Below are 24,214 nucleotides of genomic sequence, written 5' to 3' on the forward strand. Positions count from 1 at the left end.
CGAGGTCCTCCTGCGAGGCGGCGCGCCTCGGCGCCGCGTTCGTCGGGGGCCCTCTTCAGCAAGCGCACGGCCATCGACAACTGCGCGAAACCACACGTATTTCCTGCCGCTGCGATCCGTGCGCGCACGTGCGCACGCCGTTCGGCGCACGCACTGCAACGGGCGAGCACGGAGGAGACCGATGAAGACCTCGATCCCGATGCTCGTGCTCGCAGGCGCGCTCTCGCTCGTAGGCTGCGAGCGCGACATGGACACCGCGGAGCCCACCGGCGCCCAGCCCGGCGAGACGCGCGGTCGCGCCGCCGGCGAGCCCGCGAAGACCGGCGACACGACGCTCTCGCCCGAGCAGACGGCGCCGGACACCGTCGCGCCCGGCTCGACCGGCGCCCTCGGCGAGGACGACGAGCCCTGAAACGACACGAGCCGCGCTCCCTCGAGGAGAGCACGGCTCGTTCGTCACGTCGCGTGGGCGATCAGCCCTGCGGCTTCTTCGTGTAGCGCAGCACCGGCTTGCGCGCGGCGCGCGTCTCGTCGAGGCGGCGCAGGCGCGTGAGGTGCGGCGCCTTCTTCACGGTCTCGGGCTCCTCGTGCGCCTCGCGGCTGATCGCGCTCATCGCGTCGACGAACCGATCGAGCGCCTGGCGCGTCTCGGTCTCGGTCGGCTCGACCAGCATCGCGCCCTTCACGACGAGCGGGAAGTACACGGTCGGCGCGTGGAAGCCGTAGTCGAGCAGGCGCTTGGCGACGTCCATCGTCGTCACGCCCGTCTTGCCGAGGTGCTTGTCGTTGATCACGACCTCGTGCATGCACGTCGTGTCGTACGCGACGTGCCACGTCTCGCCGAGCTTCGCGCGCAGGTAGTTCGCGTTGAGCACCGCGAGATCGGTCGCGCCCTTGAGGCCCTCGGCGCCCATCTCGCGCAGGTACGCGTACGCGCGGACCATCATCCCGAAGTTGCCGTAGAAGCTGCGCAGGCGGCCCACGCTCTTCGGGCGGTTGAACTCGAGGTGGTACGTCCCGTCGTGCGACTTCTCGACCGTCGGCACCGGCGCGTAGGGATCGAGGATGCGCTTGTAGCCGACCGGCCCGCACCCGGGGCCTCCGCCGCCGTGCGGCGTCGTGAACGTCTTGTGCAGGTTGAACTGCATCACGTCCACGCCGAGATCACCGGGGCGCGCGCGGCCCATCAGCGCGTTGAGGTTCGCGCCGTCGCCGTACACCAGCGCGCCCTTGTCGTGCACCATCCGTGCGATCGTCGGCAGGTGCTTCTCGAAGAGCCCGACGGTGTTCGGGTTCGTGATCATGATCGCCGCGACGTCGTCGTCGAGCACCGGCGCGATCGCCTCGGGGTGCACCACGCCGTCTTCGCCCGCGGGGAACGGCACGATCTGATAGCCGTTGAAGGCGCAGCTCGCGGCGTTCGTGCCGTGCGCCGTCACCGGCACCAGCACCTTCTTCGGCGAGCGTCCCTGCGCCTGGTGGAACGCGCGGATCATCATCAGGCCCGCGAGCTCGCCCTGCGCGCCCGCGGCGGGCTGCAGCGCGACGCGGTCCATGCCGCACACCTCGGCGAGGCCCTTCTCGAGCCGGTACATCAGCTCGAGCGCGCCCTGGATCAGGTGCTCCGGCGCGTACGGATGCAGCTTCGCGAAGCCCGGCAGGCGCGCCGCCCACTCGTTGACCTTCGGGTTGTACTTCATCGTGCACGAGCCGAGCGGGTACATCGCGTTGTCGATCGCGAAGTTCATCTCGCTCAGCCGCACGTAGTGGCGGAACGCCTCCGGCTCGCTCACCTCGGGCAGGCCCGCCTGCTCGCTCGGGTCGCGCGCCTGATCACCGAAGAGCGCCTTCGGGTCGACGTCCGGCACGTCGAGCGCGGGGAGCGACGCGGCCGTACGGCCCGCGGCGCCACGCTCGAAGATCAGCGGCTCGGCCCACTGGATTCCCGACCTCGCAAGACCCGGCATGACGTGCTGCTTTCCTCCGCCCCGGCCGTGCGAACACGGCGGGGCCCGTAAGCGCGCGGAGATCCTTCGGGGGCCTCCGCAGGCGCGGGATACTGGGGCGCGCGGGGGGCCTGCGCAAGACGTGTTCGGTGCGGCATCATGCGCGCGCGATGACGCTCTTCCGCACACTCTGCGCCCTCTCGATCCTGGCCTCGATCGCCGGCTGTGGTGGGGGCGGCGCCTACGGCTTCTCGCGCAGCTACGAGCCGCTCGGGGACGAGCGCGCGTACATGGAGCGCGCGACCGAGCTCTCGTACGAAGAGGTGCGCCGCACCCGCCCCGAGGAGCAGCCCCTCGTCGGCTGGTTCGGCGTCGTGCTCGAGCCGCCGGTCGCGCAGGACGACGGACGCGCGCGCGTCCTGCTCTCGCTGCGCGCGCATCAGGATCGCCACCTCTGCGGCGACGAGAGCGGCGACTCGTGCCGCGTGACCGTGAGCGATCGCGAGATCGGCCGCTTCGTCGCGCTCATCCCGATGCGCGAGGAGGATCGCGCGGGCGCGCGTCGCCTCTGGACCGGCTCGCTCGTGAAGGTCTACGGCGTCGCGACCGGCGAAGAGGACACCGAGAACGGTCCGGTCCTCGGCGCGGAGTGGTACCGACACTGGCCTCCCCACTACTACGTCACCACCGCGGCGGCGGGTCGGATGCGCCGGTGATCCGCTGTTCGCGCGCGTCGTGGTCCGCCTATACTCGGTCCGGCTCATGAGCCCGAGCGAGACGCGAGACCCAGCCGCGACGGCGACATCGGACGCGAGGGGACGAACGGTCGAGCGTCTCTTGCGAACGGTCGCGGGGCTCGTCGATCTGCCGATCGCCGTCTGCTTCACCCTCGAGGGCGACCACGCGCGCAAGCTCGCCAGCGCGAGCGAGCTCGCGCGCGACGGAGGGCTCGAGGAGGTCGTGCCCGCGCGTCGCCTCCGGCTCGAGCGCGCGCGCATCGTGACCCACGTCGGCCGCGGCCCCGCGGCGCCCGAGGTCGCGCTCTTCGCCGCGGGCACCACGCCCCTCGCCGTCGCGACGCTCCCGATCATGGCGGGCGAGACCCAGCTCGCGACGGTGCTGCTCGCCGACGTGAGGACGCGCCCCGATCTCGCCGAGGCGCGCCGCAGCGCCGCGCTCGACGATCTGCGCGCGCTCGTCGAGGGCGTGCTCCAGCCGCCCGCGGGCGAGCCGATCACCGCGTCGCACCCGATCGCGCCGACGCCCCGCCCGCCGATCGATCTGCGGCATCACTCCGGGAGCCAGCGACGCCGCGTCGGGTCCTCGCAGCGCGCGCCGCGCCCCGATCCCGTCACCGGCCTGCCCGACCGCGCGTTCGTGCACCTCGAGACCGAGCGCCGCATCGAGCGCGCCGCGGTGATGGGCCAGGGGCTCGCGCTCGCGATCGTGTCGCTCGATCGGTTCCGCCGGGTGAACGACTCGCTCGGGCACGCGCTCGGCGACGTGCTGCTGCGTCAGGTCGCGCAGCGCCTCCTCTCGAGCATCGACGACGGCGATCTCGCGGGGCGTCGAAGCGGCGACGAGTTCATCGTGCTGCTCGACGACGTGCGCGCCGGCGTCTCGGCGCTGCAGCGCTCGGATCGCATCCAGCAGGCGATCCGCGAGCCCTTCCACCTCGACGCGCACGAGATCGTGCTGACCGCGGGCATCGGCGTCGCGCGTTATCCCGACGACGCGCCCGACGCCGCGACGCTGCTGCGCTACGCGGACATCGCGCTGCACCAGGCGAAGAACGAGGGCCCGGGCCGGCTCAAGCTCTTCGACGCGTCGATGCAGCAGACCGCGCGCGAGCGGCTCGACCTCGAGCACCAGCTGCGCGAGGCGATGCGCTCGGGGCAGCTCTCGCTGCACTACCAGCCCAAGTACTCGATCGCGACGCGCCAGCTCGTCGGCGCCGAGGCGCTGCTGCGCTGGAAGCACCCGCAGCGCGGCATGATCAGCCCCGGGCGCTTCATCCCGGTCGCCGAGGACAGCGGGCTGATCGTGCCGATCGGCACCTGGGCGCTCAACGAGGTGGCGCGTCAGTGCAAGCGCTGGAGCGACGCGGGGCTCGAGTACGGGCGGGTGTCGGTGAACGTGTCGGGGCTGCAGTTCGTGCGGCACGACTTCGTGGGCACGGTGAAGCGCGCGGTGCGCGCGGCGAGCATCCCGCCGGAGCGCCTCGAGCTCGAGCTGACCGAGACGATCGTCATGGGCGAGGTCGAGCAGGCGATCGTCCGCCTGAGCGCGCTGCGCTCGCTGGGCGTGCGGGTGTCGGTCGACGACTTCGGCACCGGCTACTCGTCGCTCGCGTACCTGCAGAAGCTGCCGGTCGACGTGCTGAAGATCGATCGCTCGTTCGTGCAGGAGCTCGATCGCGAAGGGCTCCCGGCGGAGCAGGCGCGATCGCTCGCGCAGGCGATCACGTTCCTCGGGCACCAGCTCGGGCTCGACGTGCTCGCGGAGGGCGTGGAGACGCCGACCCAGCTCGAGCAGCTCGCGAACGTCGGGTGCGACGAGGTGCAGGGCTACCTGTTCGGCAAGCCGATGCCCCCGGATGCCTTCGAGCGGCACGTGCGGGAGAGCTAGAGGCCGCGCGGGGTGAGGCTTCGGCGGGGGCGCGTGGCAGGGGGCCCTCGCTAAGCCTCGCGACCGGCGTGCGATGGCGGTGGGGTGTCGGGAGGCGGGGTCGTTCTCGTCATCGCGGATGCGATGACGAGAACCGGGCGGGTGCGTCGGTGACGTCGGGTGGGTCGCTGCGGAAGCGCTCGGGCCCCCTGCCACGCGCCCTGCTGGTGAGGTCTCGGCCGCGCGCGAGGCGTGCACGCGCCGTTCTTCGGTGTGATGCGAGAGCGCGTGATGACGCGAGCGCGCGAAGCGCTCTCGCGGCATCTCGCGCGGACCGACTCGCCCTTCGGGCATCGTGAGCCGACTCGGGTGGGGTGGACGCTCGGGGGTCGTGCGCGTGAGGCGCTGTCGCGCGGGGTCGTGAGGCGGATCGCTGGCGGTGCGTTCTCGTGGCGCGGGGTCGCGAGGCGGATCGCTGGCGGTGCGTCGCCCGCGTGCGGGGTCGCGAGGCGGTACGCGAGGGAGTGCGTCGCCGTCGTGCGGGGTCGCGAGGCCGGCGGATGGGGGTGCGGTCCCCGCCGGCTGGGGGTGGCGAGGCCAGCGAGGGGGGGTTCGATCCCCAACTTCTGGGGGCTCCGAAAACCGCGCGAATTTGCCGGGAATTCGACGAATTCTCGCGCGGCGCGTGATGAAAATGATCGCGAGTTGCGACAGATCGCGGTCGAAATGATCGCGAGTTGCGACGGATCGCGATCGAAATCATCGCGAGTTGCGACGGATCGCGATCGAAATGATCGCGACGCGCGTCGAGCGCCGCGAGAGATGCTTGCGTCTCGCGCGGATCGCGATCGGATCCTCGCGCTCCCTGGCGGGGCTCGACGCGTCGCGTACGATCTCGTGTCATGGCGACCAAGAAGACATCCAAGAAGAGCGCGACCAAGAAGACCCGCGCGAAGAAGAGCGCCGGGAACAAGAAGACCGCGAAGAAGTCATCGTCGCGCGCGCGCGTTGTGAGCGCTCCGCGGCTGACCGACGAGCAGCGCGCGTCGCTGCTGCGCCCGCCCGCCGACTACGACGACGCGCTCGGCACGAGCGCCAGCGCGTGGGAGGCGAACCGCGCGCACCTGCGGGTGCCCGGGCTCAGCCCGGCGAAGCTGCGCGCGCTGGCGGGGCGCGCGCAGCGCGCGTGGGAGCGCGAGAACGAGCTGCGCCAGAAGTACGAAGCGAAGCTCGGCGCGCTGGTCGACGCGCGCATGCTCGCGGAGGACGAGGCGTGGCGCGCCGCGCTCGACGTCTACGATCTCTCGAAGAGCGTGGGCCGACGGCTGCCCGAGGTCGCGCAGGCGTTCGAGTTCATGACCGGCTACACGAGCAAGGGCCGCCGCCGCGACGCGCAGGACGACGACCCGCCGAGCGAGTGAGCGTCAGGGCGCGAGGTCGGTCTCCAGCGCCGCGAGATCGACCGCGCGCAGGCGCGCGGGCTCGGCGATCACGTCGAGCTCGGTGATGCGGCCTCCTTCGATCGCGAGGCGCAGCACGATCGCGACGCGGCCGCGCGGCGCGACGACTGCGCCGAGCTCGCCGTCGACCCACATCACGCGCGCGTGGCGCGCGCGGGCTGCGTTGCCGCGCGTCTCGTCGGCGACCCGACGTGCGCCTCGCAGCTCGCGCTCCCCGTCGCTCGGCAGCGCGACGCGATCGGCGCGGCGCACCACGTCGGGCGCGAGCACCGCGAGCAGCGCGTCGAGGTCGCCCGCGCGTGACGCCGCGAGGAACGCCTCGATCACGCGCTTCTTCTCCTCGACGTCGGGCGCGTGGACCCGGCGCGCACCGACGACGCGATGGCGCGCGCGGCTCGCGACCTTCTTCGCGGCGACCGGGGAGCGCTCGAGGATCACCGCGATCTCCTCGAACGGCACGCCGAACAGATCGTGGAGCACGAACGCGACGCGTTCGTCGGGGCCGAGCCGCTCGAGGACGGCCAGCAGCGCGAGCCCGACCGACTCGGCCTGCGCGAGCTCGTCGTCGGGGCTCGTCGGCACGTCGAGCTCGTCGAGGCCCACCTCGCCGCGCCGGCGTCGCGCTCGCAGCATGTCGAGGCACACCCGGCCGAGGATCGTGCGCAGCCACCCGCTCAGGCTCTCGACATCGCGCGCACCGGCGCGGCTCGCGCGGAGCCACGTCTCCTGCACCGCGTCGTCGGCCTCGTCGCGCGAGCCGAGCATGCGGAGCGCGACCGCGCGCAGGCGGGCACGCGATCGCTCGAATTCGTCCGCGAGCTCGTCGGGGGCGGTCACCTCTCCGCCGCTCCGGTCGTCCTGAGGGTGGAAGCAGGAGGAACGTTCATGCGTGTGCTGATGATCCACTACCGGGTGGACGATCGAGACGTCGCGGAGGTGACCGCGGCGGTGGAGGCGGCGCTCGCCGCGCTGGCCGCGGCGCCGCCCGCGGGCGTGCGCTTCGAGTACTACCGCGTGGCGGGGCAGGGCGAATTCGTCGGGCTGCTCCGGCTCGACGAGGGCGTCGAGAACCCGCTGCCGAACATCGCGGCGATGCGCGCGCTACAGAGCACGGTCGCGGAGCGCGCGATCGGTGGTCCGCCGATGCCCCGGCCGCTCGAGCGCATCGGCGCGTGATCGTCAGTCCCAGTCGTCGTCGTCGTCGCTCGAGCTCGACTCGTGCGGGCCCTCGACCTCGAATTCGAAGTCGCCGTGGAGGACCTCGAGCGCCTCGCAGTCGCGGGTCGCGAGCTGGGCGTTCGCCTCGGTGATGCAGTCGAGCGCGCCGGGGACGTCGAAGCTGGTGCGGCGGATCTCGAGGCGGAAGCGCTGCGCGACCGGGAACGTGAGGCGCGCCGCTTCGAGCACGCCCGCGCAGGTGCCGCTGTCGTCGAGCACGAGTCGCGAGTCGACGAAGACCGACTCCGACTCCTGCTCCATGTGGAACGAGAGCTCCGCGATCGACGAGACGTCGTTGCCCTCGTCCTCGCAGTCGTTCGTGGTGCCCGACGCGCGGATGCAGGTGGTGACGATCGCTTCCCGATCGTCGGTGCGTCCCAGCGGGTTCACGAGCAGGTGCGTGCTCACGCGCATCGCGCGGACGTCGTCGCCCTCGTCCTCGCAGCTCGTGGTGCTCAGCGTCCAGTCGGTGATCGCGTACGCGGCGCGGCGATCCGCGGGCAGGTCGCACGACGCGACCAGGAGCGCGAGGACGAGCGCGACGCGCGTCATCGAGTCTCGGCCGCGAGCGCGCGGATCGCGGGGATGTCGACGCCGAGCTGCTCGGCGCGCGCGAGGGTGCGCGCGAGGCGCTCGGGCGCGCTGCGTCCGGTGCTCGCGTGCTCGGGGTCCTTCGCGAAGTCGAGGAACGCGCACTCGATCAGCGCCTCGCGCGGCAGCGACGCGCCGAGGCGCGCTTCGTCGAGCGCGAGCACGTCCTCGAGGATCGCGGTGACGAGCGCGCGATGGGTCGTGCACAGATCCGCGGTGGTGCCGCCGACCTTCAGGCCCGCGAGGTTCGAGCCGAGGATGTAGAGGTCCTTGCGCACCAGCTCGAACGTGAGGTCGCGCGCGTCGACGCGGCGCGCCGGGAGATCGACGCTCTCGAGCGCGCGCACCAGCAGATCCGCGCACGGGCCGCCGATGCGCGTGGTGCGCACGACCTTCGCGCCGCGGCCGCGCTTCTTCTCGAACCACACCACCGCGACGGTGGGATCGACGATGTCGTGCGCCTGCCAGTCGGGCGGGAGCAGCTCGTTCTGCACCAGCGCGACGCGCTTGCGGAGCGCGGCGGGGATCGCGGCGAACGTCGCGTCCTGATCCTTCTCCGCGACCGCGACGATCACGAGCTCGGGATCGTGCGCGACGAGCGCTTCGATCGCGTCCCCGCGCAGCACCGGGAGCACTGGGCGCCCGAGCCGCAAGAGGCCCATGCCGAACGTCGCGCCGAGCTGCCCGAGCCCGACGATGGCGACGGGCCGTCGCGTCGAGGTCGGCATCAGACGTCGGCTCCGCGCATCTCGATCGTGTACGTGCGCTCGTCGCGCGTGGTGATGTCGACGTCGACGTCGAGGAAGCGGCGCAGCACCTCGGCCTGGGTGCGCGCGTGCGAGCTCGGCTCGGTGGTGGTGAAGAGGCCGCCCTTGCCGATCGCCATCGGGAGCAGGAGCTGATCGGCGAGGTGCTCCTCGATCGCCGCGTCGCTCTCGTGGAACGCGAGGGCACGACCGATCGCGATCTCCGCGACCTGCTCGGCGCGCAGGCCGCGCTCGCCGAACGAGACGAAGAGCGCGGTGCCGTGCTCGTACACGATCTCGACCTGGAAGACGTTGCCGGGCCCGAGCGCCTCGTCGAGCACGCGGCGCTCCATCTGATCTCGCGCGAGCCCGAGGCGCTCCTTCCCGACGCGCAGCTCGCGATCCGCGATCGGCTCGGAGAGCCCGGCGATGGTCGCGGTGGCGCGGCGCGACTTCTCGGCGCCGCGCTCCTCGCGCTCGAAGCGACCGAGCTCGCCCGGCGTGATGCGCGCGGTGAAGAGCCCGCCGCCCTTCGGGTAGAAGCCGGGGCGCTCGAGCGAGACCTGGACCTTCACGCCCATCGTCGCGAGCGCGGGGGCCCAGCACTTCTCGAGGAACTCGAACGGCGGCGCGGCCGGGTTGTGGGTGCCGCCCTCGAGCGTGACGACGCTCGGCTCGGGCGCGCGGAGGAGCGCGGGTGTGATCGTCTGGAGCACGAGCGTCGCGCTGCCCGCGGTGTCGATCGCGACGCGATGCTCGCCTCCTTTGATCGCGCGCGGTCGGAACGAGAGCGCGGTCGATCCGATCGCGTCCCCCGAGACCTCGGCGTTGCACACCGACGCCGCGGCGCGGACCGCGACGAGGTGCTGCGTCGCGAGGCCGGGTTTGTCGCGGCCGGCGCGGATGCGCTCGATCTTGAATGGCCTGCGCGTGACCATCGAGAGCGAGAGGGCGCTCCGAAGGACCTGCCCGCCTCCCTCACCGATCGATCCGTCGATCACCAGCATCGCCCGGGCTCTCCTCGGCGCACATCGTACGAGCATCGCGCGCGCCTTGGAACGACTCCGTCACGAGTTCCGAAAGCTCCTCGCCACGGGACGGAGTGCGTGTAATTTCGGCGGCCATGAAACCAGCCGCTTCGGTCTTCACTCTCCTCGTGCTCGTCTTGGCTGTCGTCGCGAGCACACCCGGATGCGGCGGAGGTGACGACGACACGCCGACGCTGATGGACTCGGGGATGCCGCAGCGCGACGCGTCGGGCCCCGACGCGCAGGCGGACATCGACGCCACGCCGGTGCCGGGCTGCGGCGACGGGACGCGCAGCGCGAGCGAGGCGTGCGACGACGGCGATCTCGTGGCCGGCGACGGCTGCTCGCCGACCTGCGAGGTCGAGCACGGCTTCGGCTGCCTCGGATCGCCGAGCGTGTGTCGCTCGAGCTGCGGGGACGGCGAGGTCGCGAGCGACGAGGAGTGCGACGACGACGACACCGCGCCGCTCGACGGCTGCAACGGGTCGTGCGGCATCGAGGCCGGCTGGTCGTGCACCGGCGAGCCGAGCGTCTGCATCGAGAGCTGCGGCGACGGAGCGATCGATCCGGGCGAGCAGTGCGACGACGGCGACGTCGACGAGGGCGACGGCTGCTCGAGCGCGTGCCGCGTCGAGGGCGGATGGACGTGCAGCGGAACGCCGAGCACGTGCGCGACGGTCTGCGGCGACGGAATGGTGGTCGCGGGCGAGGCCTGCGACGACGGCGACACGAGCGCGAGCGACGGCTGCAGCGCGACCTGCGAGATCGAGGCGGGCTGGTCGTGCGAGGGCGCGCCGAGCGTGTGCGCCGCGGGCTGCGGCGACGGCATCGTGGCCGGCATGGAGCAGTGCGACGACGGCGACGGGACCGCGGGCGACGGATGCTCGCCGTCGTGCCGCATCGAGACCGGCTGGGCGTGCAGCGGGATGCCGAGCGCGTGCACGCCGGTGTGCGGCGACGGGGTCGTCGCGGGCGGCGAGGCGTGCGACGACGACGACGCCGATCCTGGTGACGGATGCAGCGCGACGTGCACCGTCGAGCGCGGCTTCTCGTGCGTGGGCGTGATGCCGAGCGTGTGCGCGTCGATCTGCGGCGACGGGATCGTCGCGAGCGTCGAGTCGTGCGACGACGGAGACCTCGAGTCGGGCGACGGCTGCGACGCGACGTGCGCGACCGAGTTCGCCTATGGATGCACCGGCGAGCCGAGCGCGTGCGTGCGCATCGATCACGCGCTCGACGTCGCGCTCGGCGACCGCGGCGGGTGCACGCTGACGATGAACGGCGCGCTGCGCTGCTGGGGCGACAACACGCGCGGCGAGGTGGGCGACGGGACGACGGCGCCGCGCTTCCTGCCGGTCACGACGATGCCCGACCTGTTCACCCAGGTGGACTTCGGCGGTCAGTTCGCGTGCGCGCTCCACGAGGACGCGACGGTGTGGTGCTGGGGCAGCAACGCGGCGCGCCAGCAGGGCCCCGGAGCGGTCGGCGCGGCGCGGCTCGCGCCCGGGCGCATCGGCGTGATCGAGACGATGACGATGAGCGCGGTCGCGACGGGACAGGAGCACGCGTGCGCGCTCGACGAGGCGGGCGACGCGTGGTGCTGGGGCGACAACGACAACGGCCAGCTCGGTCGCGGCGGCCCCGACCGGAACGACAGCGCGGCGCCGATGGTGGTCGACCTCGTACCCGCCGCGGTCGCGCTGAGCGCGGGCACCGATCACACCTGTGTGGTGCACGACGACGGCCACGCGTCGTGCTGGGGCGACGACGATCAGGGGCAGCTCGGCGACGGCGGGACGAACACCGACCAGAGCCTGCCGGTGCGCGTGCTGGCGCTCGCGGACGTCGTGGAGATCGCGGCGGGCGGCGATCACACCTGCGCGCGCCTGCGCGACGGCGCCGTGCGCTGCTGGGGCGACAACCAGCGCGGCCAGCTCGGCATCGGCATGATGCCGGATCAGCCGACGCCGGTCGCAGTGACGCTGCCCGGCCCGGCGACCGCGATCACCGCGGGGACGTGGCACACGTGCGCGCTGGTCGATGGCGGCGCGTACTGCTGGGGTGATGGAGCCGCCGGTCAGATCGGTGATGGCTCGCGTCTGTCGTGGCGCACGCCGCGCGCGGTGACCTCGACGGGCGCGACGCTGACCGCGATCGACGCGGGCGCGACCGGCACGTGTGCGATCACCAGCGCGGGCGCGCGCGTGTGCTGGGGCCAGGGCGACCTCGCGCAGCTCGGGCTGATCGCACCGGCGCAGCGCGAGCCGGCGGCGGTGTCGATCGATGCGTCGACGGTCGCGACGATCGCGGGAACGCGCCCGCGTCGTCACGCGGTGTGGTGCGCCGCGAGCAGCGCGGACGGTGCGCTCTCGTGCTGGGGCAACTCGGAGACGGGGCTGGTGCTCGACGCGCTCGCGTCGGACGCGCTGGTGCCGCGCGCCGCGGTGGCGATCGAGGACGTGGTCGAGCTCGGGATGGGCGAGCGCTTCGCGTGCGCGCGCCTCGACGGCGGCGCGGTGCGGTGCTGGGGCGACAACAGCCAGCGCCAGCTCGGCCAGGGCACCTCGGTGGTGGACTCGGCGTCGCCGCTGAGCGTGATGGCGCTGCCCGCCGGGCAGGCGCAGATCGCGGTCGGTGGCGAGTTCGCGTGCGCGCGCGACGCGGGCGGCGTCGTGCGGTGCTGGGGCGACTCGGCACAGCGGCAGGTGGGCTTCGACGCGGTGACCGACTCGGGCGTCGCGACGCCGATCCCCGGCGCGGAGAGCGCGATCGCGATCGCGGCCGGCGAGCTCCACGCGTGCGCGATCGTGAGCGCGAGCGGTGGCGCGGGCACGGTGCGCTGCTGGGGCGCCGACGATCAGGGCCAGCACGGCGACGGCTCGCCGGGGGGCGCGCGTCACACCGCGCTCGACGTGCCCGAGCTGGGCCTCGCGACGCAGGTCGCGCTCGGTCGCGCCCACACGTGCGCGCTGCTGGTCTCGGGTCGCGTGTCGTGCTGGGGCGACAACGCGCTCGGTCAGGTGGGCGACGGCGGCACGGCGGATCGGTTCGCGCCGCGCGAGGTGGTCGGGCTCACCGACGTCGCGCAGATCGCGGCGGGCTGGGATCACACCTGCGCGCGCCGGACCGACGGCAGCGTGTGGTGCTGGGGCGCGGCGGTGGACGGTCAGCTCGGCGCGGGCGCGACCACGCCGTTCGTGACGATGCCGGTGCAGCTCGAGGGCGTGAGCGGCGCGACGGACGTGGCGGCGACCGGGACCTCGACGTGCGTCCGCGACGCGGGCGGCGTGCGGTGTGTGGGCTTCCACGGCTTCGCGCAGCTCGGCGCGGGGCTCACGCTGCGCCCGCTGGTGCCCACCGGGGCGCCGCTGTGAGCACGATCTTCGACGCGCCTCCCGCCGACGACGGCGGGGGGCGCGCCGAGGTCCCCGAGGGCTTCCTCGACACCACGCCGCGAGCGCGCGTCGCGCAGGTCGCGCTCGGCATGAACGTGGCCTGGTTCGCGCTCTACCTGGTCGTGCTCGCCGCGCAGGATCTCGTGCTCCCGAGCGTCGACGATCTCGCGGTGTGGGATGCGCGAGACCGCTTCTGGGACGTGGCGGAGCCGATCGAGATCGTGCTGCGCCTGTGCACCGCCGTCGTGTTCCTCGTGTGGCTGCACCGGGCGAGCAAGAACGCGCACGTGCTGAGCGAGACGAAGCTGCAGTTCACGCCCGGCGCCGCGGTGGGCGTGTGGTTCGCGCCGTGCGTGAACGCGTGGGTGCCGTACCAGGTCGTGCGGGAGATCGATCGCGCGAGCGCGCCCGAGCCGAGCGCGGTCGACACGGGCCTGGTCGCAGGCTGGTGGGCGTGCTGGATCGGCTCGCTGATCATCACGCGGTTCGTGCTCGCACAGGGCGAGTCGGTGGAGACGACGCTCGTCGCCGGGAGCTTCCTCGCGCACCTGACCGCGGCGGTGCTCGCGATCCTCGTGGTCGAGCGCATCCGCAAGAACCAGCTCGCGCGCGCGACGCGCGACGACATCCACGGCATCGCCGCGACGTTCGCCTGAACGATCAGCTGTAGCCGGAGCCGCCCTCGGAGGGCACCGGCACGATCCCGCCGAAGCCGCCCGCGGCGCTGCGCCGCAGCCCGAGCACGGCGAGCGCGCGACGCACGAGCGAGCGGTATCCGGGCGGCGGCCGCACGTCGAGCGCGCGCTCGCTCGCGTCGCCCGGCGTCGAGCCGAGGATCTCGACGCCGCCGTCTTTCCAGCCGTGGAGCACGTGCGCGAGATCGTCGTCGAGCGCGGTCTGCGCGGCGCGCCGGATCGCGCGCTCGATGCCGTGCGCGCGCAGCAGGCGCGCCGACGGGAAGTCCTGGGGGAACACGATCCACCGCCCGTCGTACGTGCCCGGCGTCGGGATGCCCGTGCCGCGCCACGAGTCGAGCAAGAACGCGGGCGGCGCGTCGAGCGGCAGCGCAGCGCTCTCCAGCGTCCGCGTGCCCGCGGCGATCGCGCCGGCGACCAGGTGCGCGACGTCGCCGGGCGGTGCACCGGCCGCCGCGTTGAAGACCGGGATGGGGCGATAGCCGCGCGCGACGAGCGAGATGCCGGTGCGCACCGACTCCGTCGCGGGCAGATCGATCACCAGCGCCGCGCGACGCTTCGCGGGCGTGTGCACGCGCTCCGGCGCGGCCCGGTATCCATCGTCCTCGCCGATCGTCTCGATGATCGGCGCGGGCGCCCACGACACGTCGATCGGCTCGACCTGCGTGCTGCGGCCGCGCTCCATCACCGCGAAGACGACGGGCTTCACCCAGGGCGACCACGGCGCGCCATCGGGCGCCCACGCGGCGTAGATCTGCTCACGCTCGAGCGACATCGGGCTCCTCGATCACGCGGTCCTCGCTCACCAACACGCCCGCTTCGCGGGCGCGATCGTCGATGCGCGGATGCGCCGACAGACGCGCGTACGCGCCCGCGATCGCTCCGTCGACGACGAACACGCCGAGGCACGGGTACATCGGGCCCTCGGGTGTGCTCACCGCGAGCGTCTCGAACGAGCGCTGCGCGATCCACGCGCGCGGATGACGGCGCACGTCGCGCAGCGCGCGCGCCCACTCGCGCGGCGCGGTCGCGCCGGGGATCGTGACTCCGTCGCCGACGCGCCCGAGCACGGGCTTGAGCACCCACTCGCCCGACGCGACGTCGACCTCGCGCACGTCGCGCGTCTCGGGAAGGAGCGCGCGCCACGCGGGCATCGCGAGCCCGAGCGCGTCCCACGTGAGCGGGAACCGCTTGCTCTGCGTGAGCAGCGCCGCGCCGGGGTTCGCGACCGGCGTGCGCGCGCCGCGGAAGAAGCGCCACCACGCGCTCTCGAGCAGCAGGTTCGGCAGCCACTCCGCGGGGAAGAAGCGGAAGAGTGTGTCGAGCGGTGCGCCTGCGACGTGCGCGCGCCCGCGACGCCACGCGAGATCGTGGGGCCCGCACGGGAGGCCCTCGAGCCCGATCGCGCGCAGCCGATCGGCGAGGAAGAACGTCACCTGGCGATCGTCGTTGTACGCGGTCGCGTGCACCAGCCCGATGCGCGCGCCGACGCGCGTGGCGCGCGCGATCGACGCCGCGAGCGCGCCCCCGGGATCCCCCGCGGGGCGCGCGCCGGCGTGGTGCTGCGCGATCAGCGACGAGAGCGCGCCGCCCTCGATGAGCCCGCCGGGCACGTCGCTGTTCGCCTCGGAGATGCGCCACCCCTGCGGCGTCGGATGGAAGTCGAACCGCACGAACCGCGCGATCCCGGGCGAGGGCGCGCCGAGCAATCGCGCGCGCAGCACCGCGTGGATCGGAAGCGGCAGCGCGAGGCGCGCGATCGCGCGCGGCGACGCGAGGATGGCGCGCTCCGCATCGAGCAGCTCGCGCGCGAGCTCGAGCGCGAGCGCCGCGACGTGCTCCCACGTGCGACGCGCGATGCACAGCGCGTACGGCGCGATCACCGAGACGTCGCCGACCTGCGGATCCCACTTGTGATGATCGAAGATCAGCCGCCGCCGCAGCGCGGCGTGCGCCTCGGGTGCCAGCGCCGGGGTGCACGCGAGCGGGATCGGGATCGCGGCGTCGATCACGCGGGCAGACCCTGCGCCGCAACGACGACGCCTGCGCTCGCGAGATAGACCGACGCGGCGAGGATCGCGACGGCGCTCGACCGCGACGGCACACCGCGCGCGAGCACGCGCTCGACCGCTCCCGCGAGCACGACGAGCACGAGCGCGGGCCACGCCGCGACGACGAACGTCTCGATCGTGTGCGACAGCGAGACCCAGTCGCCCGCCGCTGCGCGCCCGCCGATCGCGCCGACCGCGATCAACAGCGCGCCCACGCGCACGCCGCTGCCGACGTCGCGATCGATCGTGATCGCGTCCGCCGCGCCGCCGACGAGGTGCACGCCGAGCCACGATCCCGCGAGCAGGATCGTCGCGAGCCCGCTCGCCGCGACGACGCACCACCACCCCGGCCCATCGCCCACGTTGCCGCCGGCGAACGCGAATCCCGCGCCGATGGTCGCACCCGCGAACGCGGCGAGCGCAGCTGGATTGCGACGCTCGAGCACGTCGTCGCGCAGCGAGAGCCCGAGCAGGTGGAACAGCGCGACCGTCGTCCCGAGCCACGCGAGGCCCATCACGTCGTAGAAGAACGTGTACTCGACGCTCGTGCGCACGTCGGACGCGGAGATCGTCGCGAGCGTCCCGTGCACCACGACCAGCGCGAGCGCGAACGCGACCCACACCCAGCGTCGCGTCGCCGTCGGCGCATGGAGCGACGAGAGCGACATCGTCGGCACGAGCGCGCGCCACAGCGTGATCGCGGCGACGACGCCCGATGCGACCAGCACGAGGGTCTCGTCGTCGGACACGCGAGCAGTCTACGCGGACGCGAGCGGATCTCGATACAGCGCGTCTCGCTCTCACGCTCGAGCGCGAGGTACTCGGCGTAGCTCATCCGCGCCATCACGATGGATCTAGCAGCCGCGCGCCTTGCGACGCTGGGATAAGCTCCGCGCGTGGCGGATAAGAAGGACAAGGCGCGTCGCACCGTCGCGATCGGGCTCGTGGGCTCGACGCTCGACGCCGGGCTCGGCCCACGGCGCTGGGAGAAGTGGCGTCCTTCGGTCGCGCTCTGCGCGCAGCCCGAGCTCGCGATCGATCGCTTCGAGCTCCTCTTCCAGCCGAAGTTCGAGGCGCTCGCGTCGCAGGTCGCGACCGACATCGGGGAGATCTCGCCGCGCACCGAGGTCCGCTCGCACCCGATCGAGATCGAGGACGCGTGGGACCTCGAAGAGATGTACGGCGCGCTCTACGACTTCGCGCGCGACACGCGCTTCGACGCCGAGCGCGAGGACTACCCGCTGCACATCACGACGGGCACGCACGTCGCGCAGATCTGCCTCTTCCTGCTCTGCGAGTCGCGGCACTTCCCCGCGCGCCTCGTGCAGACCTCGCCGCCCGTGCGCGGCGAGGAGAGCAAACACGGCACGCACCGCATCGTCGACCTCGACCTCTCGCGGTACGACCGCATCGCGCGTCGCTTCAGCGCGGAGCGCGTCGAGGCGCGCACGTTCCTCAAGAGCGGCATCGCGACCCGCAACGCGACGTTCGATCGCATGATCGAGCGCATCGAGGTCGTCGCAGCGCGCTCGCGCGAGCCGATGCTCCTCATGGGCCCGACCGGCGCGGGCAAGTCGATGCTCGCGAAGCGCGTCTACGAGCTCAAGAAGGCGCGCCAGTCGCTGCGCGGCGCGTTCGTCGAGGTGAACTGCGCGACGCTGCGCGGAGAGATGGCGCACTCGGCGCTGTTCGGGCACGTGAAGGGCGCGTTCACCGGAGCCGCGGACAAGCGCGAGGGCCTCTTGCGCCGCGCCGATCAGGGGCTGCTCTTCCTCGACGAGATCGGCGAGCTCGGGCTCGACGAGCAGGCGATGCTGCTCCGCGCGATCGAGGACAAGACGTTCCTGCCGCTCGGCTCGGATCGCGAGGTGAAGAGCGAGTTCCAGCTCATCTGCGGAACGAACCGCGATCTGCGCGCGCGCGTGAGCGAGGGGAAGTTTCGCGAGGATCTCCTGGCGCGCATCGACCTCTGGACGTTCCGCCTGCCCGCGTTGCGCGAGCGACGCGAGGACATCGCGCCGAACCTCGACTACGAGCTCGACGCGGTGAGCGCACGCCTCGGCACGCGCATCTCGATGTCGAAAGAAGCGAGGGCGCGCTTCCTCGGGTTCGCGGAGAGCCCGCGCGCCACGTGGCCGGGCAACTTCCGCGATCTCGACGCCGCGGTGATGCGCATGGCGACGCTCGCGGACGGCGGGCGCATCGACGTCGCGATCGTCGACGAGGAGATCGCGCGGCTCGAGGACGCGTGGACCGAGAAGGTGAGCGCGCAGAGCGCGGGCGAGGTCGATCGCGTCGAGGAGACGCTCGGCCCGGAGCGCGCGTCGGGGATCGATCGCTTCGATCGCGTGCAGCTCGAAGAGGTGCTGCGGGTGTGCGCGCGCAGCCGCTCGCTCTCCGAGGCGGGACGCACGCTGTTCGCGGAGTCGCGCAAGACGCGCACGACGATCAACGACGCGGATCGCCTGCGGAAGTACCTCGCGCGCTTCGAGCTCGACTGGGACGCGCTCGTCAAGCGCTCGGGGTGATGGCCTTCGCGCGCAGCAGCTGGGTCGGCGTCATCCCGAACGTGCTGCGCATCGTGCGGCTCAGGTGCGCCGCGTCGGCGAACCCCGAGCGCGCGGCGATCGTCGCGATCGGATCGCCGCTCGACGCGAGCGCGGCGAGCGCGCGGCGCACCCGGAGCCACAGCACGTAGCGCCGCAGCGGCGTGCCGACGTCGCTCGTGAAGAGGTGCGTGAGGCGCGTCGGGGACACGCCCGCGCGCGCCGCGAGCGCGGCGAGCGCGACCTCGTCCTTGCCGAGCTCGCTCTCCTCGAGCCATCGCAGGAGCCGCGCGACGCGCGCGTCGATGTCGGTGCGTCCCTCGCGCACGCCGAGCGCCTCGAGCACCTGCGTCGCGGCGATCGGCGAGCCCGCGTCGCGCGCACCGAGCCCGTGCACCGCGGCGTCGCGCACGGCCTCCGCGATCGACGCGGGCTCCTCGCCGAGCACCGACGCGAGACCGGCGCCGATCGGGCTCGCCGGCTCGACGTAGAGCACGACGGTCGGCGCTTCCGCGCGCTCGATCGCGTGCGCGACGTTCGAGGGCACCCAGATCCCCGCGCCTTCGACCCGCGCGCGCCCGACCTTCGCGCCGACGTGGCCGCGCGTCGCGAGCACGACGTGCGCGGCGTGGTGCGCGTGCGCCGCGGTCGCGCCCACGGCGTTCCACACGAGGAGCTGCTCGGGCCAGCGGTGCATGGACCCAGCGTAGCGGACCGCGCGGATGGACGAATCGTCTACTCGAGCGCGCTCCAGCAGACGATTCGTCCATCGACAGCGCGCGAATCAGCCGATCGCGACGTTCTCCCCCGCGCGACGCCACGCCCGCGCGAACCCACCGCTGAGCACGAAGCGCGGGAACGTCACGAGCTGCTCGACGAAGAGCCGCGCGATCACGTCGAAGGGCCCGCGGAACGGCAGCGGCCCGACCTGCTCGCGCTTGTGCCCGCGACCCTGCGCCGCGACCGCGATGACGATCAGCGCCACGCCCCCGAGCGCGCCGAGCGGCGCGCCCGAGAGCGGCGCGAGCACCAGCGTCGCGAGGCCGCTCCAGAAGAGCGGCGCCGTGATCGCGTGGATGAGCAGGTTCGTGCGGTCCGCGTGCCCGCTCGGATAGTGCGACCACTGCCACGAGAGGAGGCTTCCACGTTCGTCGTCCATGACGCGATCCTGCCGTCACGCAGGCACCGCGGCTTGAACGGAACGGTCGCAATCAGTCCACCAGGGGTGCTCGGCCGCGGAGGGCCCGCACGGGAGCGTGCGGAGCGCGCGGACGGGGAGGACCCTCCGTGGCCGAGCCGAGCCATGCGCGCGGGCTCAGTCGAACGTGATCGTCCCCGTCGCGTCGGTGCGCTTCACCCACAGCGCGCGCTCGGTCGCGTCGTACCAGAAGCCCGACGCGCTCGCGTCGAGCGCGGCGCGATCGTCGCGCGCCTCGAGCGCTGCGCCGTCGGCGGCGACCGCGGTCGGTGCCGCGTCGGCGCGCACCCGCACGATCACCGACGCGCGCGCCGGCGCGAACGTGATCGAGCCTTCGCTCGCGGTGATCGTCGTGATCGCGTCGTCCGGCTCCTCGCGCAGTCGGAACGACGACGTCTCGCTCGACGGCCACACCAGCACCGTCAGGAACCCCTCGCTCGCCGCGCTGCCGATCCCGTTCGCGTCGCCGTCGACGTGCATCGGCACGATCGCGCCCTCGCGCACGAACACCGGGATGCGCACCCGCGAGCTGCCGACGTCGTAGCCCTCGAGCGTCGTGCCGCCATCGATCGCCGCCGCGCCCGGGGCCCACCAGTCGTACCACCGCGCGCCCGCCGGCAGCGCGACGTCGCGCGTGCTCCCGCTCGCGATCAGCGGCGCGACGAGGAACGCCTCACCGACGACGTAGCGCCAGTCGTCCGCCCACGCGGCCTCGTCGCCCACCGGATGCACGATCACGCCGTCGGTCGCGTAGGCCTCTTCGGTGATCGAGTACCAGTACGGGACCATCGCGTGGTGCAGCGTCGCCCAGTAGCGCCACACCTCGACCGTCGCCGCGCGATCCTCGTCGGTGCCGGGCACGGTCCACGGCGCGAGGTTGCCGCGCCCGTGCAGCTGCAGGAACGGCATCATCCCGCTCCACGCGGTCCAGCGCTGGAACGTCTCGACGTCGAACGGGATGACCGTGGTCAACATCTCGTCGTCGCGATCGAGGTATCCGCCGATGTCGCTGCCGAGCACGACGTAGCCCGCCTCCGCGGAGCGGAACGTGTGATCGAGCGCGTCGATCAGGCCGAACCAGTCGCGGCGGTTGTCGCCCATCCACACGACGGGCGCGTGCTCGGGCCGCGCGTGGAAGCGCCCACGACGGTCGTAGCTCTCGTCCCACGCGCGCACCATCGTCGTGAACTCGGGCCCGCGCCGCGACACGCCGTACGCGAGGAAGTCGCGGTAGTACTCCTCCGCGTAGCGCTGGTGCGGCACGTCGCCCTCGTCGGTCAGCAGCGTCGCGTCGGCCTCGAGGTAGCTGTCGCCGAAGTCGAGCTTCCAGCCGTCGAGCCCGAGATCGAGCAGGAAGTCCTGCTGCGCGTGCCACCACGCGCGCGCCCGTGCGTCGAAGAAGTCGACGCTCGCGCCCTGGCCCTTCCACCACTCGTAGAGCTCGCCGTCGTTCACGAAGAAGTCGCACGCGACGCCCTCGAGGTAGTTCGGCGCGGGACCGCGGTACGAGTCGCCGCCCATCTCGAGGTCGTACGAGCGACGGTTCACGAACGCCGTGGTCCACAGCACGACGCGCACGTCGTCCTCGTGCAGCGTCTCGACGAGCGATCCGAAGTCGCCGTAGCGCTCGGGGTTCGGGCGGAACGTCGTGTACTGCGAGTCCCACGGCGAATCGAGCACCACCACGCCGACCGGGATGTCGCGCTCGCGGAACCCCGCGACGAACGCGAGCGTGTCGTCGCGATCCGAGATGTCCTTGGAGATCCACGGCTCGAACGCCCAGCGCGGCGTGCGGCGCGGCGGATCGGCGAGCGGCGCTTCGGGCTGCACGTCGACCTCGCACTCGAGCGGCGCGACGTACGCGTCGGTGCCCGCGTCGACGGGGCTCTCGGCTGGATCGCACGCGAGCGCGAGCAGACACGACACGAACAGCAGGCACTTCCTCGGTCCGCGAACCAGCCGACAGTCTTTCACGCGGGCTCCTCGATCAGCTCCTCAGCGCGCCCTCCGCGAGCAGCGCCTCGCGCACCGGCGCGTAGTCCTCGGGCGTGCCGGGGGCGAGCCGATCGGCGCCGAGCATCGCACGAAGCAGGCGCGACACGCGCGGCAGCGCGTGCGCGGCGCGCAGCTTCTCGATCCATCGCACCCGCACCTCGTCGGGCACCGAGGCGCCGATGCACACCGCGTCGCTCGGGATCGACGCGCTGACGACGACCGCGCGCATCGAGCGCGTCTCGGCGAACGCGGTCCACCCGGCGATCGCCAGGCCGCGCGACGGACGCTCGGGATCGCTGAGCTGCACGTACGTCGCGCCGGCTTCGACGGCGCCCGACGCCACCGCCGCGACCACGCGCGCGTGGCTGTCGGTGAAGGTCTCGCTGCCGAAGCACGCGTCGGGATCGACCCCGCAGTCGCGCAGCGCGAGCCGCGGGAACAAGTACCCGGCGCACGAGTCGCGATCGACCCACGCCACCCGCATGCCCCGGAGGTCCTCGGCGCGCGTCGCGCTCGACCCATCGCGCACGAAGATCGCGCCCTGGTACCGTGCGCCCGCGAAGCGCTCGGCGCGCATCACCCCGCCCACCGCGCCGGCCTCGTGCGCGCGCACGAAGAGCCCCGGCGGGAGCCATGCGAGCGCGGCATCGCGCGCGATCACCCGATCGCGCAGCGCGGTGTAGCTGCGCTCGCTCTCGACGACGATCGAGGCGCCCAGCGCCTCGCTCAGCGCGGACCCGAGGTCGGCGCGGAGATCGTCGCCTTCCTCGTCGAGGTGCACCGGCCCCGTGACGAACGCGAGCGCTCCCATGCTCCGACCTCCTCCGTCGATCTTCAACGTACCGTGTTACGGCGTGTCAGTGAAACCACTGCCCAGGTGAAACCCCGCGCGCGGCATGGGGCGTGCTCGACGGTGCTCCCTCGGCGGGATGTTGGGCACACGAGGCACGCTCTGGCGCGCGTTCCCGGCCGTGGTGAGCGCGGTCGTGCTCGCCGCGAGCCCACCGGCGCGAGCCCAGGACGTGCGGTGGATCGCGCCCCCGGGGTGCGCCGGCGATCACGCGCTGCGTACCGGCATCGAGACGCTGCTCGGACGACCGCTCGCGCCTGCGGACCGGATCGCGGTGCACGCCGAAGTGCGCCAGGAAGGCGCGGACCGCTGGGTGGTCGAGCTGCGGAGCATCGAGGACGGCACAGTCGAGCGGACGCTCGCGGCCGACGGCTGCGACGCGCTGCTCGACGCGACCGCGCTGGTGCTCGCGTGGCGCATCGATCCCGAGGTCGCGTTGGAGGAGCCAACCCCCGCGCCGTCTCCCCGTGTCGCGTACGATCCGGCGTCGCGTCTCGGCGCGCCCGACGCACCGCTCGCGATGCCGGGCGGCACCGTCGTGTCGCTGGGCGTCGGCGCCGCGTTCGTGCTCGACGTCGGCACGCTGCCCGCGATCGCGCCGGGGGTGATCGGCGAGGTCGTGGTGCGCATCGATCGGCTCGATCTGCGGGTGCGCGGCGGCTGGCTCTCGACCCAGGGAGCGCGCCTGGTGAACGACTCGGTCGGCGCGCCGCCGGGCGTCGGTGTCGACGTCGAGTGGGCGGGCGGATCGCTCGCCGCGTGTGGTCGTCCGCTCGACGGCGACGCGGATCGCCCGGGCTTCGCGATCTGCGGCGGCGTGCAGGTCGGCGCGCTGATCGCGCGCGGGGTCGGGGTGAGCGATCCGGGGCGCGCCGAGGCCGCGATGGGCGCGCTCTCGCTGGGCGCGGTGATGCCGTGGGCGCCGATCGACGCGCTCGATCTCGAGGTGGGGCTCGAGCTCTCGGTCGCGATGGGCGCGCCGGGCTTCGAGGTCGCGCCGTTCGGTGTGGTGTGGGAGCCGTCGCCCGTCGCGGGGCGACTCACGATCGGAGGGCACGTCGATGTCCGCTGACGAACGCCCGAAGGATCGCGCGCGGGCCGGCCACGGAGGGTCGGTGACTGCGCTGGCGCTCGCGATCGATCCTGCTCCTGCGGCGGCGCGCGAGGTGCCGTCGTTCGAGGCGATCTACGAGCAGCTCTTCGACTTCGTGTGGCGCAGCGCGCGTCGCCTCGGCGTCGCGGAGGCGGCGATCGACGACGTGGTGCAGGAGGTCTTCCTCGTCGTGCATCGCCGGCTCGGCGACTTCGAGGGGCGTTCGTCGCCCAAGACGTGGGTGTTCGCGATCCTGCTGCGCGTCGTGTCGGACTGGCGGCGGACCCAGCGCCGCAAGGGCGGCCACGCGAGCTACGACGCGATGGCGTCGACGCAGGGCGAGATGGTCGACGAGCGCGCGGAGTGCCCGGCGGGCGCGCTCGAGCAGGCGGAGGCGGTTCGACTGCTGCACCGGCTGCTCGACGAGCTCGACGACGACAAGCGCACGGTGTTCGTGCTCGCGGAGCTCGAGCAGACGACGGCGCCGGAGATCGCGGAGATGCTCGGCATCCCGCTGAACACGGTGTACTCGCGGCTGCGCGCGGCGCGCATCGAGTTCGAGAAGGCGCTCGCGCGGCATCGCGCGCGCGAGTCGCACCGGAGGGCGCCGTGAGCGAGCGACGGGCGAACCGATCGGGGCCGCACCGCGTCGTTCCGCGCCTCGGCCCGGACGCGCGCGCGCTGATCGAAGCGGCGCGCGCGGGAGACGATCCGAGCGCGGCGGATCGCGCACGGGTGCGTCGCGCGATGATGGCGTCGATCGCGGCGGGCGCGGCGGCGGCCGGCGCGGCGGGC

General features: G+C 73.1%; 22 protein-coding genes. 10 read left to right on the forward strand and 12 right to left on the reverse strand.

All coding sequences use genetic code 11. From position 1 onward, the window contains the following. The first annotated feature begins 181 nt into the window (after positions 1 to 181). The gene (locus tag DB32_RS42585; RefSeq protein ID WP_053238396.1) at positions 182 to 412 is read left to right on the forward strand and encodes a hypothetical protein; all 231 of its coding nucleotides are present in this window, start codon (positions 182 to 184) and stop codon (positions 410 to 412) included. Positions 413 to 473: 61 nt separating this feature from the next. Here DB32_RS42585 and gcvPB read toward each other — a convergent pair whose 3' ends face one another. Then, the gene (gene gcvPB / locus DB32_RS42590; protein WP_053238397.1) at positions 474 to 1,967 is read right to left on the reverse strand and encodes an aminomethyl-transferring glycine dehydrogenase subunit GcvPB; all 1,494 of its coding nucleotides are present in this window, start codon (positions 1,965 to 1,967) and stop codon (positions 474 to 476) included. Positions 1,968 to 2,116: 149 nt separating this feature from the next. Here gcvPB and DB32_RS42595 point away from each other — a divergent pair, with 149 nt between their 5' ends. The 3 genes from DB32_RS42595 (at position 2,117) to DB32_RS42605 (ending at position 5,974) form a co-directional block, all read left to right on the forward strand. After that, positions 2,117 to 2,662, forward strand: coding sequence for a hypothetical protein (locus DB32_RS42595; protein WP_053238398.1), 546 nt, complete (start codon positions 2,117 to 2,119; stop codon positions 2,660 to 2,662). Between the two features lie 121 nt (positions 2,663 to 2,783). Continuing rightward, positions 2,784 to 4,574: a putative bifunctional diguanylate cyclase/phosphodiesterase gene (locus tag DB32_RS42600; RefSeq protein ID WP_053238399.1), complete on the forward strand. Its 1,791-nt coding sequence runs from the start codon at positions 2,784 to 2,786 to the stop codon at positions 4,572 to 4,574. An 881-nt stretch (positions 4,575 to 5,455) separates the two neighbouring features. After that, the gene (locus DB32_RS42605; protein ID WP_053238400.1) at positions 5,456 to 5,974 is read left to right on the forward strand and encodes a hypothetical protein; all 519 of its coding nucleotides are present in this window, start codon (positions 5,456 to 5,458) and stop codon (positions 5,972 to 5,974) included. A 3-nt stretch (positions 5,975 to 5,977) separates the two neighbouring features. Here DB32_RS42605 and DB32_RS42610 read toward each other — a convergent pair whose 3' ends face one another. Further along, positions 5,978 to 6,850, reverse strand: a complete 873-nt coding sequence (locus DB32_RS42610) for a sigma-70 family RNA polymerase sigma factor (protein ID WP_053238401.1) — start codon at positions 6,848 to 6,850, stop codon at positions 5,978 to 5,980. A gap of 48 nt (positions 6,851 to 6,898) precedes the next feature. On the opposite strand from DB32_RS42610, the gene DB32_RS42615 reads away from it, so the two are divergent. After that, positions 6,899 to 7,189 carry a hypothetical protein gene (locus DB32_RS42615; protein ID WP_053238402.1) on the forward strand — a complete coding sequence of 97 codons (291 nt, stop codon included), beginning with the start codon at positions 6,899 to 6,901 and terminating at the stop codon, positions 7,187 to 7,189. A gap of 3 nt (positions 7,190 to 7,192) precedes the next feature. Here the strand turns inward: DB32_RS42615 and DB32_RS42620 are convergent, their stop codons facing one another. Genes DB32_RS42620 through rtcA form a run of 3 tightly spaced genes read right to left on the reverse strand, consistent with a single transcriptional unit; the run spans position 7,193 to position 9,575 of the window. Then, complete coding sequence (locus DB32_RS42620) at positions 7,193 to 7,783, reverse strand: hypothetical protein (protein WP_053238403.1); 591 nt, start codon at positions 7,781 to 7,783, stop codon at positions 7,193 to 7,195. Continuing rightward, positions 7,780 to 8,550: a ketopantoate reductase family protein gene (locus DB32_RS42625; protein WP_053238404.1), complete on the reverse strand. Its 771-nt coding sequence runs from the start codon at positions 8,548 to 8,550 to the stop codon at positions 7,780 to 7,782. Before DB32_RS42625 ends, DB32_RS42620 begins: the two co-directional genes overlap by 4 nt. Further along, positions 8,550 to 9,575 carry an RNA 3'-terminal phosphate cyclase gene (gene rtcA, locus DB32_RS42630; protein WP_083458415.1) on the reverse strand — a complete coding sequence of 342 codons (1,026 nt, stop codon included), beginning with the start codon at positions 9,573 to 9,575 and terminating at the stop codon, positions 8,550 to 8,552. The genes DB32_RS42625 and rtcA overlap by 1 nt, the downstream gene beginning before the upstream one ends. Positions 9,576 to 9,724: 149 nt before the next feature. Between rtcA and DB32_RS49305 the strand changes: the two genes are divergently transcribed. Both DB32_RS49305 and DB32_RS42640 read left to right on the forward strand, forming a co-directional pair. Continuing rightward, a complete protein-coding gene (locus DB32_RS49305) occupies positions 9,725 to 12,970 on the forward strand; it encodes an RCC1 domain-containing protein (protein ID WP_205627131.1) in 3,246 nt (1,081 codons plus the stop codon). Further along, positions 12,967 to 13,647, forward strand: coding sequence for a DUF4328 domain-containing protein (locus DB32_RS42640; RefSeq protein ID WP_053238407.1), 681 nt, complete (start codon positions 12,967 to 12,969; stop codon positions 13,645 to 13,647). Before DB32_RS49305 ends, DB32_RS42640 begins: the two co-directional genes overlap by 4 nt. 4 nt (positions 13,648 to 13,651) lie before the next feature. Here the strand turns inward: DB32_RS42640 and DB32_RS42645 are convergent, their stop codons facing one another. The 3 genes from DB32_RS42645 to DB32_RS48925 are packed head-to-tail and all read right to left on the reverse strand — an operon-like array spanning position 13,652 to position 16,486. Then, on the reverse strand, positions 13,652 to 14,461 hold the full coding sequence (locus DB32_RS42645; protein ID WP_053238408.1) for a hypothetical protein: 810 nt from the start codon (positions 14,459 to 14,461) through the stop codon (positions 13,652 to 13,654). Further along, the gene (locus tag DB32_RS48920) at positions 14,445 to 15,698 is read right to left on the reverse strand and encodes a glutathionylspermidine synthase family protein (protein WP_053238409.1); all 1,254 of its coding nucleotides are present in this window, start codon (positions 15,696 to 15,698) and stop codon (positions 14,445 to 14,447) included. The genes DB32_RS42645 and DB32_RS48920 overlap by 17 nt, the downstream gene beginning before the upstream one ends. After that, the gene (locus DB32_RS48925) at positions 15,695 to 16,486 is read right to left on the reverse strand and encodes a hypothetical protein (protein WP_053238410.1); all 792 of its coding nucleotides are present in this window, start codon (positions 16,484 to 16,486) and stop codon (positions 15,695 to 15,697) included. Before DB32_RS48925 ends, DB32_RS48920 begins: the two co-directional genes overlap by 4 nt. Positions 16,487 to 16,633: 147 nt before the next feature. On the opposite strand from DB32_RS48925, the gene rtcR reads away from it, so the two are divergent. Continuing rightward, positions 16,634 to 18,265, forward strand: coding sequence for an RNA repair transcriptional activator RtcR (rtcR, locus tag DB32_RS42660; RefSeq protein WP_053238411.1), 1,632 nt, complete (start codon positions 16,634 to 16,636; stop codon positions 18,263 to 18,265). On the opposite strand, the gene DB32_RS42665 is transcribed toward rtcR, so the two are convergent. The 4 genes from DB32_RS42665 to DB32_RS42680 form a co-directional block, all read right to left on the reverse strand. Next, the gene (locus tag DB32_RS42665; RefSeq protein ID WP_053238412.1) at positions 18,249 to 18,980 is read right to left on the reverse strand and encodes a helix-turn-helix transcriptional regulator; all 732 of its coding nucleotides are present in this window, start codon (positions 18,978 to 18,980) and stop codon (positions 18,249 to 18,251) included. The genes rtcR and DB32_RS42665 overlap by 17 nt on opposite strands. Before the next feature lie 87 nt (positions 18,981 to 19,067). Beyond that, complete coding sequence (locus DB32_RS42670) at positions 19,068 to 19,442, reverse strand: hypothetical protein (RefSeq protein WP_053238413.1); 375 nt, start codon at positions 19,440 to 19,442, stop codon at positions 19,068 to 19,070. Between the two features lie 156 nt (positions 19,443 to 19,598). Further along, the gene (locus tag DB32_RS42675) at positions 19,599 to 21,455 is read right to left on the reverse strand and encodes a TIM-barrel domain-containing protein (protein ID WP_083458418.1); all 1,857 of its coding nucleotides are present in this window, start codon (positions 21,453 to 21,455) and stop codon (positions 19,599 to 19,601) included. Positions 21,456 to 21,468: 13 nt separating this feature from the next. Beyond that, positions 21,469 to 22,287 (reverse strand): phosphate/phosphite/phosphonate ABC transporter substrate-binding protein, encoded by an 819-nt coding sequence (locus tag DB32_RS42680; protein ID WP_053238415.1) that lies wholly within the window; start codon positions 22,285 to 22,287, stop codon positions 21,469 to 21,471. 118 nt (positions 22,288 to 22,405) lie between these two features. Between DB32_RS42680 and DB32_RS42685 the strand changes: the two genes are divergently transcribed. Together DB32_RS42685 and DB32_RS42690 are read left to right on the forward strand one after the other, a co-directional pair. After that, the gene (locus DB32_RS42685) at positions 22,406 to 23,398 is read left to right on the forward strand and encodes a hypothetical protein (protein ID WP_053238416.1); all 993 of its coding nucleotides are present in this window, start codon (positions 22,406 to 22,408) and stop codon (positions 23,396 to 23,398) included. A gap of 43 nt (positions 23,399 to 23,441) precedes the next feature. Then, positions 23,442 to 24,032, forward strand: coding sequence for an RNA polymerase sigma factor (locus DB32_RS42690; RefSeq protein ID WP_053238417.1), 591 nt, complete (start codon positions 23,442 to 23,444; stop codon positions 24,030 to 24,032). The last annotated feature ends 182 nt before the right edge of the window (positions 24,033 to 24,214 follow it).

Source organism: Sandaracinus amylolyticus (genome assembly GCF_000737325.1).
Classification (GTDB): Bacteria; Myxococcota_A; Polyangia; order Polyangiales; family Sandaracinaceae; genus Sandaracinus; species Sandaracinus amylolyticus.

Coding starts and splice junctions, on each gene's coding strand:
- DB32_RS42670 (WP_053238413.1), bottom strand. CDS start 19,442: ATGGACGACGAACGTGGAAGCCTCCTCTCGTGGCAGTGGTCGCACTAT.
- DB32_RS42645 (WP_053238408.1), bottom strand. CDS start 14,461: ATGTCGCTCGAGCGTGAGCAGATCTACGCCGCGTGGGCGCCCGATGGC.
- gcvPB (WP_053238397.1), bottom strand. CDS start 1,967: ATGCCGGGTCTTGCGAGGTCGGGAATCCAGTGGGCCGAGCCGCTGATC.
- DB32_RS42665 (WP_053238412.1), bottom strand. CDS start 18,980: ATGCACCGCTGGCCCGAGCAGCTCCTCGTGTGGAACGCCGTGGGCGCG.
- DB32_RS42595 (WP_053238398.1), top strand. CDS start 2,117: ATGACGCTCTTCCGCACACTCTGCGCCCTCTCGATCCTGGCCTCGATC.
- DB32_RS42620 (WP_053238403.1), bottom strand. CDS start 7,783: ATGACGCGCGTCGCGCTCGTCCTCGCGCTCCTGGTCGCGTCGTGCGAC.
- DB32_RS42605 (WP_053238400.1), top strand. CDS start 5,456: ATGGCGACCAAGAAGACATCCAAGAAGAGCGCGACCAAGAAGACCCGC.
- DB32_RS42615 (WP_053238402.1), top strand. CDS start 6,899: ATGCGTGTGCTGATGATCCACTACCGGGTGGACGATCGAGACGTCGCG.
- DB32_RS42585 (WP_053238396.1), top strand. CDS start 182: ATGAAGACCTCGATCCCGATGCTCGTGCTCGCAGGCGCGCTCTCGCTC.
- DB32_RS42625 (WP_053238404.1), bottom strand. CDS start 8,550: ATGCCGACCTCGACGCGACGGCCCGTCGCCATCGTCGGGCTCGGGCAG.
- DB32_RS42685 (WP_053238416.1), top strand. CDS start 22,406: ATGTTGGGCACACGAGGCACGCTCTGGCGCGCGTTCCCGGCCGTGGTG.
- rtcA (WP_083458415.1), bottom strand. CDS start 9,575: ATGCTGGTGATCGACGGATCGATCGGTGAGGGAGGCGGGCAGGTCCTT.
- DB32_RS42680 (WP_053238415.1), bottom strand. CDS start 22,287: ATGGGAGCGCTCGCGTTCGTCACGGGGCCGGTGCACCTCGACGAGGAA.